The organism is Thalassolituus sp. UBA6592, assembly GCF_002433655.1.
In the GTDB taxonomy this organism is placed as follows: Bacteria; Pseudomonadota; Gammaproteobacteria; order Pseudomonadales; family Oceanobacteraceae; genus Venatoribacter.
Genome location: NZ_DJIO01000047.1, coordinates 20025 through 29870, shown reverse-complemented (window position 1 = coordinate 29870; position 9846 = coordinate 20025). Strand labels below are relative to the sequence as shown.

At 50.1% G+C, this 9846-nt stretch carries 13 protein-coding genes and 1 tRNA gene; 5 read left to right on the top strand and 9 right to left on the bottom strand.

The window, feature by feature from the left end; translation table 11 throughout:
* The first annotated feature begins 160 nt into the window (after positions 1-160).
* Both B2Z72_RS04375 and B2Z72_RS04370 read left to right on the top strand, forming a co-directional pair.
* The gene (locus tag B2Z72_RS04375; protein ID WP_296984156.1) at positions 161-637 is read left to right on the top strand and encodes an FKBP-type peptidyl-prolyl cis-trans isomerase; all 477 of its coding nucleotides are present in this window, start codon (positions 161-163) and stop codon (positions 635-637) included.
* A 1-nt stretch (position 638) separates the two neighbouring features.
* Positions 639-1454: a zinc-dependent peptidase gene (locus B2Z72_RS04370; RefSeq protein WP_296984157.1), complete on the top strand. Its 816-nt coding sequence runs from the start codon at positions 639-641 to the stop codon at positions 1452-1454.
* A 22-nt stretch (positions 1455-1476) separates the two neighbouring features.
* On the opposite strand, the gene B2Z72_RS04365 is transcribed toward B2Z72_RS04370, so the two are convergent.
* The 7 genes from B2Z72_RS04365 to B2Z72_RS04335 all read right to left on the bottom strand — a co-directional run bounded on the left by B2Z72_RS04365 (position 1477) and on the right by B2Z72_RS04335 (position 6003).
* Entirely contained in the window at positions 1477-2013 is a 537-nt protein-coding gene (locus B2Z72_RS04365) for a YaeQ family protein (RefSeq protein ID WP_296984168.1), read from the bottom strand.
* Positions 2014-2225: 212 nt separating this feature from the next.
* Complete coding sequence (locus B2Z72_RS04360; RefSeq protein ID WP_296984158.1) at positions 2226-2705, bottom strand: DoxX family protein; 480 nt, start codon at positions 2703-2705, stop codon at positions 2226-2228.
* A gap of 186 nt (positions 2706-2891) precedes the next feature.
* On the bottom strand, positions 2892-3722 hold the full coding sequence (locus B2Z72_RS04355; RefSeq protein ID WP_296984159.1) for a DNA-binding domain-containing protein: 831 nt from the start codon (positions 3720-3722) through the stop codon (positions 2892-2894).
* A complete protein-coding gene (locus tag B2Z72_RS04350) occupies positions 3712-4680 on the bottom strand; it encodes a DUF692 domain-containing protein (RefSeq protein WP_296984161.1) in 969 nt (322 codons plus the stop codon). Before B2Z72_RS04350 ends, B2Z72_RS04355 begins: the two co-directional genes overlap by 11 nt.
* A gap of 80 nt (positions 4681-4760) precedes the next feature.
* Positions 4761-5051, bottom strand: coding sequence for a DUF2282 domain-containing protein (locus tag B2Z72_RS04345; RefSeq protein WP_296984162.1), 291 nt, complete (start codon positions 5049-5051; stop codon positions 4761-4763).
* A 133-nt stretch (positions 5052-5184) separates the two neighbouring features.
* A complete protein-coding gene (locus B2Z72_RS04340) occupies positions 5185-5514 on the bottom strand; it encodes a thioredoxin family protein (protein WP_296984163.1) in 330 nt (109 codons plus the stop codon).
* Between the two features lie 15 nt (positions 5515-5529).
* Entirely contained in the window at positions 5530-6003 is a 474-nt protein-coding gene (locus B2Z72_RS04335; RefSeq protein WP_296984165.1) for a YHS domain-containing (seleno)protein, read from the bottom strand.
* Positions 6004-6241: 238 nt separating this feature from the next.
* On the opposite strand from B2Z72_RS04335, the gene B2Z72_RS04330 reads away from it, so the two are divergent.
* Entirely contained in the window at positions 6242-7075 is an 834-nt protein-coding gene (locus B2Z72_RS04330) for an AraC family transcriptional regulator (protein ID WP_296984166.1), read from the top strand.
* A 65-nt stretch (positions 7076-7140) separates the two neighbouring features.
* On the opposite strand, the gene B2Z72_RS04325 is transcribed toward B2Z72_RS04330, so the two are convergent.
* Entirely contained in the window at positions 7141-7707 is a 567-nt protein-coding gene (locus B2Z72_RS04325; RefSeq protein WP_296982840.1) for a hypothetical protein, read from the bottom strand.
* A 256-nt stretch (positions 7708-7963) separates the two neighbouring features.
* On the opposite strand from B2Z72_RS04325, the gene B2Z72_RS04320 reads away from it, so the two are divergent.
* Positions 7964-8182: a hypothetical protein gene (locus B2Z72_RS04320; protein WP_296982839.1), complete on the top strand. Its 219-nt coding sequence runs from the start codon at positions 7964-7966 to the stop codon at positions 8180-8182.
* A gap of 233 nt (positions 8183-8415) precedes the next feature.
* Positions 8416-9396, top strand: coding sequence for a coiled-coil domain-containing protein (locus B2Z72_RS04315; RefSeq protein WP_296982838.1), 981 nt, complete (start codon positions 8416-8418; stop codon positions 9394-9396).
* Positions 9397-9476: 80 nt separating this feature from the next.
* Here the strand turns inward: B2Z72_RS04315 and B2Z72_RS04310 are convergent.
* A tRNA-Met gene (locus B2Z72_RS04310) sits at positions 9477-9553 on the bottom strand.
* Positions 9554-9846: the final 293 nt, after the last annotated feature.

Here is a 9846-nt window from a genome sequence, read left to right as displayed (position 1 = left end):
TTCTCTTCCTTCAGACTGGCTGTGGGATGTTCTGTCTTTTGTTGTGTAATGTGTGCCGTATCCGTATTTCTTCGCATAATATCGTCAACGCGGCTCGCATGAAGTCTGTCTGGCGGATAAAATCAGGCGCAGAACTTAATGACCCCGGGCGGAGAGCTACATGTCAAAAATTATTCTACTCATCGTAATCGTTGCTCTGGTGGTGTACGCCCTCAAACGTGCCGGTGTCGGCAGCAAAGGCGCCGCCGAAAACCGTGAGGAAGGGCAGCGTTTTCTCGATGAGAACAAACAACGCGACGGCGTGACCGAAACCGCTTCAGGCCTGCAGTATGAGGTTCTTCAGCCGGGCTCTGGTGAGCGTCATCCGTCGTCCCGCGACAAAGTACTGGTGCATTACCACGGCACATTGATTGACGGTACGGTATTCGACAGTTCCGTACAGCGCAATCAGCCAATTGCCTTTGGCCTGAATCAGGTTATCAGTGGCTGGACAGAAGGGCTGCAGCTGATGACCGAAGGTGAAAAAGCGCGTTTATACATTCCTGCCGATCTGGCCTACCGTAACCAGCGTGCCGGCACCATTCCGCCGGGTTCGACTCTGATTTTTGAAGTCGAACTGCTGGAAATTCAGAGCTGAGATGGCATCTTTCTTTGCGCGTCTGGGTCAGCGGATCTTCCGCTGGCTGGACGGAGAACCTCTGCCATTACCGCCATGGCAACCTGGCTGGAGTGATTTTTTGCGTGAGCATGTGGTGTTTTATCGCACCCTGTCTGCACAGGATCAGGCCGTGTTTGAACTGCGTATCCGTCAGTTTCTGGCGACCACGCGGGTAGAAGGCGGCGAGCAGGTGGAAGTCACCGACGAAGACCGCCTGCTGGTAGCGTCCGGTGCTGTGATCCCGGTCTGGGCCTTCCCGGACTGGCATTACTTCAATGTGAATGCGGTTTTTCTGTTGCCTGGGCTGTTTAATTCACGCTTCGAATGCAATCGCCCGGATTCAGTGATTTCCGGCATGGTTGGCAATGGCCCGATGGCGGGTAAGCTGGCTTTGAGTAAGCCGCATATGCGTGCGGGCTTTGCCAACAGCCGCGATAAGCAGAATGTAGCGATTCATGAATTTGCCCATCTGGTCGATGGTGCCGATGGCAATGTGGATGGTTTTCCGGAACGCATGGAAAGCTATCAGCAGAGTGAACCCTGGTTTGCGCTGGTTAAACATAAGGTTGAACAGATCGAAACCAGCCGCACCGGTATTTCAAAATATGCGACGGTTAATCATGCGGAATTCTTTGCCGTGGCCTCAGAATACTTTTTTGAGCGCCCGGAGCTGATGCAGAAAAAACATCCACAGCTGTATCAGTGGTTGTCTGAGTTTTACCACCAGAACGTGGCTGAGCAATATCAGCATAATTCCGGCAAAAAAGGCGGAAAGAATAAGAAGAAGGGCAGTTAACTGCCCGGTTATTCAGATCGAATCAGCGCCGGCTTTGCGGCGCGATTTCAACGCTCTTATCACCACTGCCCAGCCATAACACGCCATCCTGAATATTTGCCTGTAATTGCATAGTGCGGTCTGCCAGGCCCTCCAGCTGGGATACTGCTTCAGCGGCGAGGTCAATCACCTGAAGGTTATCAAAGCGGCTGCAGACTTTTTCTATCTGCTCCCACCAGAGGTTAGCGGCGCGGCCGTGGTAGGTGTAAACGATTACCTTCTTCGCGCGATTAGAGGCTTTGCGGATGCGCTTTTCATCGGGCTGGCCCAGTTCGATCCAGAGTTCGATTTCATCACTCAGCGAACGGGCCCATAAATCCGGCTCATCATCTGTGCTCAGACCGCGGGTGAATTCCAGATTGTCTGCCGCATTGAGGGCAAAGGCGACCAGCCTGACCATCATGCGTTCAAGGGTTTCTGACGGATGCAGAGCAATGGTCAGCGGATAGGTCGCATAATGGTGACGGTCCATATCAGAAACCATCAGCTCAGCTTTATAAATCGTTGCTTTCAGTGCCATGCAGATATCCAGCAGTACGTCAGTCAGAAAGGCCGGCATTGTAGCGGGTTTGCTGCGGCAATGCCTGCTTTCCGCATGTGCTTTGCCGCTGTCGAACGGATTACAGGTCCAGTGGATTGCTGGCACTATCTGGCTGGCGCAAGGGGCGTAAGGGGCGTAAGTGGAGCAAGCGGGCGCAGGCGCGCCCTGATATAAAGCCCGACACCTGTTGTTTAAGAAGCATAAGCCGGGCGATGAAAGAAACGCTGATACGCACCTTCGATACTCAGCTTGCCACCGCCGTAGATCACAACCTGCGCCAGCAGCAGTCCCCAGACGACATGCAGGTAGAGTGCTGCGGGGGCAATATCGCTGAGGCTGACCACAGCAACAATATTAATCACCGTCAGCGATAGTGCGGCAAAGCGCGTAGCAAAACCCAGCGCCAGCAGGACAGGGAAGAACAGCTCGCCAAAGGTACCGAGCACGGCAGCCAGTTCAAAGGGTAAAAAAGGCACACTGTATTCTTCTTCAAACAGAAACAGCGTGGTATCCCAGTCAGCTATTTTGGTCAGGCCTGCGGCAAAGAATACCTGCGCAATATACAGCCGCGATACTAAAGCTGCAGGATTATGTAAGTGTGTCAGCCAGGATTCGGCCTGCTGATACAGGTTAACAAGACGAGTGGAAGTTGAAATGTAAGTGGAAGTCATTATGAACTCCTTATATTTTTAATTAACGATGGGTGGGTTAGGGTTATTTATTCGCTGTCTTTCTTTTCTGTTTTCCTTTGCTGCTTTTCTTTGCTCCTTTCATTTTTTTGACGCAATGGTTTCAGCAGCAGATTCAGAGTTGAAAACAGCCGTGTTAAAAATTTAATTTACGTTTTTGTATGCGATTTATCGCAGATAAAACTCTGTCAGCCAGCCGCATTGAATGGCATTGCTCAACCAGCGGGCAAAGTCGACCTGCGGCGTTGCATCAATGACCTCGTCCAGGCTCTGGCCCTGTAACAGGTGCTGAAACCAGTCGTACTCAGCTTCGCTTAATGACTGAATCTGCAGCCCTGCGGCATTCAGCCATAACAGGGAATATTCGTGTTCAGCCCGCTCAGAAAATACATCAAAAACAGCGGATTCTGCCGGCAGGTAATGCTCCTGTAGAGGGCGGTGTAACTGGCGTAACTGCGCGACCGGATATTCACTGACAAATACGCTGAGTGACGGTACAAAACGCACACCCAGCTGCTGCAGTGGATGTGCCGCCAACAACCTCAGGCTGTCAGCGGCAAAGCCATTCAGCGGGCTGCGCAGCAGAGAATGAATACGCCATTCAAAACTGGCCATATCGGCCAGATATGGATGTTCTTCATGCAGCTCGCTGCTGACGATCAGCCAGTCGAGACTGCTGCCCCATTCAGCCCAGTCGCCCTGATGGGGTGTTTCCTGTTGCAGCAGCTGGCGGGCGAGAATCGTCATGGCCTCTGGCCCCAGCATCTTTTTCAACACCGGATAGCTGAGTGACAGAGCGCGCTCAGCTGTCATGATTAAGTTGTTGCGGTATACGTTCATGCCCGGCGGCTCGCTTTCCTGTGGGCTCATCACCTCATCCATAAAGCCACGCTGCTGCTGCAGTCGTTGATTAAGCTGTTCCTGGCTAAGCAGGTGCTGGCTAAGTTGTTGGCTGTCAGCCTGGCAGGCGTGTGCGTTGAGTTGTAATTCAGGCGACATGACGGGACTCCTGTACTTTATTCAGCAGGTTACGGGCATGGCTGGCTTCGGACAGCAGCTCTGGCCAGGAGGGCAGATTGTTATCGCGCTCTATCAGGGTGGCCAGCGGACCAAGATGCGCGATAGCGTATTCATACAAAGCCCAGCTTTCAGCAGAAACCGGCTGAGCGTGATCATCAATGATGAGTGCTCCCGGCTCTGGCTGTGTGCAGCCGGCCAGATGAATTTCACCGACCAGAGCTGCATCCAGTTGCGATACCCAGTGCATAGCCTGAGTCAGAGATGAGGGAGTAAGCAGTGTACTGTCTTTATGACCGCTGCCAGCTGATGGCGAAAAATTACTGGCATTCACCAGCACATTGTTCAGATCGATTAACAGCCCACAGCCACTGCGGTACGCCATTTCCTGCAGAAAATCGGTTTCCTGCATGGCGTCTGCGTTCTGTGGTACATAGGCAACGATATTTTCAATCAGCAGGCGACGGCCAAGAAACTGCTGCACCTCCTGAATGTTGTTAACCATAATATCCAGGCTGACACTGTCCATCGGAACCGGTAATAAATCCCCGGCGTGACGCCAGCCACTGCCTTCTGCTGACCAACAGAAACAGGCGTGATCAGAAATCATTAGCGGGTTAATCGCGTCCACCAATATTTTCAGCTGCTGCAGATAATCCAGGTGAATGCCAGCTGCTGAACCAATACCCATCGCTGTGCCGTGCAGGCTGACCGGGTAGTGTGTGGCGACCTGTTGCAGAAATGTCTGCGCCGGGCTTCCATCAGCAAAGAAATTCTCGCTGTGCACTTCAATAAAATCGGGAGAAACCAATGCGTTCCCGGCATTGTCATCAGGCGCGGATGACAAAAGTACATCCTGATAATGCCCATGACGCAGTCCCACACCGGCAAGTGGTTTCTGCTGCAGAGAATCTGCCTGATGACGGTTTAAGGTATTCATTGGTTTCTCCCTTAACAGTTAAATTAAAAATATGCGGCGGCGGAGGCGTTGCCGCGGCATTTAACGGTTACAGTGGCGTGTTAAAGCACAGCGCTGAGGCTTTTCTGGTATTTGGCTTTGGCGTCTGCTTTGAGCATGCCACCCATGCTTTCACAGGAGCCTTTGGCCACCAGTTTCCATTCGCCCGGATCGTTATCGACTTTGGATTGACCGGCACAGGAATGAGTACCGGCCAGGTTGCCACAGTCGTTCTGACCGGCTGCCGCAATGCCGTAGCATTTTTCTTTCCCGGCTGCGTGGGCTGGCAGGGCAGTAATGGTGGTCAGTGCCATGGTTAATGCGGCTGCTGCCATTGCGTGTTTACTTGTCATGGTAATACCTCGTCTGTGTTTTAAATGCTGATCTGTTGGGTTGTGTAGTGTTGTGTCGAACCCGTGCTGATTGCTCAGCGCCTTATTTCACATTTCAGCTTTAAGGTTCGGGTTCGTTATTTATCGCTTTCAGTCAGTTACCGGATTCGTCCAGATAACGGTCAATCCATTGGCTTAATTCTGAATAGGGAGTCGCCCCTACGGTAAAACTGAGCACTTTTTTCCGGCTGATCAGTACCAGTGTTGGTACAGCACGTACGCCAAACTCCGCGGCCAGTTCCGGTTGATCATCGACATCAATTTTCTCGATGTGTAAGCGGTCCTGGTAGGCACTTTTAATCCTGTCAATTATCGGCGCCAACTGTTTGCATGGCGCGCACCAGCGTGCGCTGAACCATGCAACAGCTAAAGGTTGTGGGTACGAATGCCCGTTGCTACTGAGCCGGATATCTGTGTTATCCATCCGGTTTTACGCGCCTTATTCGGCGTTGGTTTCGGCAACAGACAGGTTTTCGATGCCGTCCCATACGCGGTCTGCGGTGTGAACATTAGCCGGTACATCCTGCAGCCACTTCTTCTGGACATCGGCGTTGTAGTTCAGATAGAGTTTGTCGTCAGCGATGTAAAAGGCTGATGGATCAACGTCCAGTTTCTTGTTCAGTGCTACACCCATTGCGCAGTAACCACCGTATTGTGGTGCGTATTTCGCGGTGTTGGCTTTGAACAGATCGCGGTTTTCAGCGCTGGCAAAGCGGTAAATTGCACCATCATAAGTGGCTGTGTATTTGGCTTTACCTTCGATCGGTTTGTTCATGGTGAAGTAAGCGACCGGGTCATAACCGTGAATGGCTACATCGTTGTCACCGGTGTTTACCGCAGAAGCAAACGACAGGCTGCTGAATAACAGAGCACCGGCCAGACCAGCGATTTTCAGGGATTTGAATACGTTCATATCAGGTTCCTTACAGTTTTTAAGTTTTAATATCGTGATTAAATGGGTATGAATCCGGGCTGTTGTTGCCCGCTCTCCATGCTGTAAAGATTACGTTTGCGAACGAAATAAAAGCGGGCGGATACGCTTTAAAAAATGGCAGATCGTCCATTCCTTATAAAAATTCAAACAAACGGAAGCTCAGCCGGGTCTGAATGGCTGGTACTGAAAGGCTGGCAGTGAAAGGACGAACACGGATATGACGGATTCCTTAAGCGAATTACTGAAAGATATTGATCTCAGCGCGGATGTGTTTTTTACCGGTGGATTATGTGGCCTGCAGGGCGCAGAACGGCTGGAGATGGCTTCGCATCTGCACTTCCTTAAAAGTGGCGCCATGACGGTGCTGTCTCCCACGGATGAGCTGTCGCTGACGGCGCCCTGTGTGATCTTTATTCCCGACGGTGGCGAGCACAGATTGCGCATTGATGGCCCGGACGATGCGGAGCTGGTGTGTGCCACCATTACCTTCAACGCCTGGCAGAAAGCCCGGCTGGTGGAGATTCTGCCGCGCTACGTAACGGTGGATGCGTCGCAGGAGGCCAGTCTGGCAGGCACCATTCATCATTTGTTTGTGGAAGCCTTCGGTAAAGGCGAAGGCCGTGGGCTGATCATCAACCGCCTGACTGACATCTTTATGGTACAGCTGATGCGCTATGTGCTGGATCAGGGGATTATCAGTGCCACCGACCTGGCGGCGTCTTCTCACAATGTTCTGGGGCCGTTGATGGCCGAACTGAAAGCACGCCCGGCGGATAACTGGACGGTGGAGCAGATGGCGGAAAAAGCTGCCATGTCACGTTCCAAATTCGCGGCGCTGTTTAAAGACATCGTCGGCAAAGCACCGATGGATTACCTCACGGATATCCGCATTGGCAAAGCCCAGACGCTGCTGCGCAATAACCGTCCGGTTGCTCTGGTGGCCAATGAAGTGGGCTACGATGACAGTTCTTCTCTGAACCGGGCGTTTAAAAAGCGCCTTGGCACTACCCCCAAGCAGTGGCTGAAATCCCTGTTAGGCAAAGAGGGTTGAAAGAAGGATGGATGAAAAGGGGAAGGATGCGCAGGGATAAAAGCGTCAGCGGCTGAATCCCGGGCTCAGACCGGCCCGGACAAAAACACATACAGACCGGCAGCTACCAGAGCGGCAACGACCAGAGCATTGGTGATGTTCTGACGGCGTTTCAACGCATCATCTTTCGCTTTGATACTCAGCGGCTGACCTGTCTGGCCAGCTTGCTGGCGTAACTGTGCGGTTGAGCCTTTGCGGGCGCTGATGGGTTTGTTTTCCGAAGAATAGGTACTGGCTCTGGCGGAGAGAATTCCTGGTGTGAAGGACTCGTGGAAGGGGTTGGCCTGACCGTTTTCCAGAATATCCGGAATACCGTTGCCATCGTGGTCGGTAAACATCCCTGAATCCAGCATGGCTTTGCGCACGTCATCCGGCAGATCTTTGATATTGTCCAGCGGGCCGCCGTTGAGAATCACTTTGGTATTGCTATTGGTTTTGACGATGCGTGTGCCAGCGGCTTCCGTGATGCTGCTGAGGGCTTCAAAATCGACGTCGTCAGCGCCATTTCTCAGCTGCTCAAGGGCGCGGCGCGCATCTTCCGGCAGATCCTCTGCCCGTACCTGTTGTCCGTTTACAATAAAATGCTCGATCATCGTGTCTTCCTTAACATACTGGGAAACAGCCTTGGCTGTTTTACTGCGGTCGTCTTGCTGCGCCAGCGGTTCTGTATATGTGTCTGCGCATTGGTCTGTATATGTGTCTGCATATAGTGATACAGAGGGTGATAGTTTAGCAAGTTATCACCTGCAGTGCTCAGCGGATATGTAAAGCGGGTGGGGGCCGTGTTAGATTTTGTAATCAGTTGGGGAGTAGTGGGATAGTTGAACGTTTCTTTTCCCGGAAGGGCAGATGACCTGCATTCTCCGGCACACCTTTGCATCACGCTTCATGATGAATGGCGGCCTGATACTAAAGAGAATAGCTGGCTTCACTCTTCAGGAGGTCCTGAATGAAGTGTTGAAATTCAACCTTTACAAGGATCGTATTATCAACTTCCGAACGAATGTTGTTGGTCTTTATATTGCTATGTTGGCCTGTGGTCATGATTTTGGTTTCGGTTTAGTGTAACTTCTGATTGTATATGACTCATAGGGTATGGGATGGGCTGTTACGGACAATTGTTGGTAACGCCACAGGAGGTTTTCTCGGAGAATTCCTGGCGTTCTAACGATGGTTTAGAAGCATCTAAGAGATTTAGCTTTATGTATCTGCTCGGTGATTCGGTTGAGGATAATCATGAGTCAATGAAAGTTAAGTTTTGATGATTTTGATGTGTATAAATATTTTATGAGGTTTGATTGATGGTTAGGGATTTCTTGGATTCATTTAGATTTACTTTGACAGAGAGGTTCGTTAGTCCGCTTAGTGGTGGCTTTACGCTTGCCTGGTTGCTCTATAATCATGAGGTTATTCTGTATTTCTTTTCCGACTACAGCGCTCAGAAGAAGGTTCGTTTGATTCATGAGTATTTATATCCTGATGCTATTACCCTTTTTATTAATGGATTTTTAATCCCGTTATGTATAGCTATGTTTTTTACTTTGATATACCCAATTCCTGCTCGCTGGGTTGAACTCAAGGTATTGGATCATAAACGGCGTACTGCTGAGGCAAGAAGTAAAGCTTTAAAGGAAAGGATGATTACTGTTGAAGAAAAAGACGCTTTGGTTCTTGAGAATTCTAACTTGCGTCGGAAAAAGGAGGAAGAGGCTAATGATCACGCCAAGACGATCAGGGATCAGGACGTTTTGATCGCTGACTTAAATAAGACAGTTAGTGAACAGATAAAAGATGTTAGTCGGGTTCGAGAGCAGGAGAGGATAATATTAGAGCTAAATGAAAAGATAGATGAGTATAAAAAAGCTGAAGAGAAAGCTCGGGAAAATGAAGCCTTGGTTAAAGTCTTAGAGGAACGTATAGATGTTTTGAACAATAAAATTGTGCATGGTTCTTCTAGTTTAATTTCTAATATATTGCCTATAGAAATAATAGCGGATAAAACTGGTATTGGTGAGGATGTTGTTACTGAAATATCTGAATCCCGAGATTCCGGTGATGTTTTTTGGAGGATTTTAAGTCTTTTGTATCAATCGGCTTCTTCTTTAGATATTGATGCTTTGCGCACTCTTGTTAATAGTTATGGTTATGCTCTATCGGATGCAGAGTGCTTGTACAGAATGGATTATTTTGAGGATCATGGTATTGCTGAAAAATTCAACGGAGGGTACAAGCTCACTCCGAATGGTGAAAGCCTGTATCTCGCACTTTCACGCGACCGTTAGTAGGCAGCCCGGTAATTTTGGATATCCATAAAAAAGCCCCGCAAGTTAGCTATTACTAACCTGCGAGGCTTCTAGATTCGTGGTGGCTATGACTGGACTTGAACCAGTGACCCCAGCATTATGAATGCTGTGCTCTAACCAGCTGAGCTACATAGCCACTTCAATCACCTGAGGGCTGTGCCTCTCAAGTGGCGCGTATTATGCCAAGATTTTACGGCCTGTCAAACACTTTTTTCTGAGAATTTTCAAAGAGTTACTAAATTTATTCTGAGCCACTGATTCTCTGCTCATTTTGTACACGCTGTGGCCACTGATCTGGCGGTTTGGCGGCTTTTCCGCTGTGCCGATGTGCAGTCGCGTCACCTGTTCAGAGGCTGTGCCTTGCTGTGCCCCATAAATAGCTGCGCCATATAGATAGCTGCTGAGCCATGAAGATAGCTGTGTCATGGA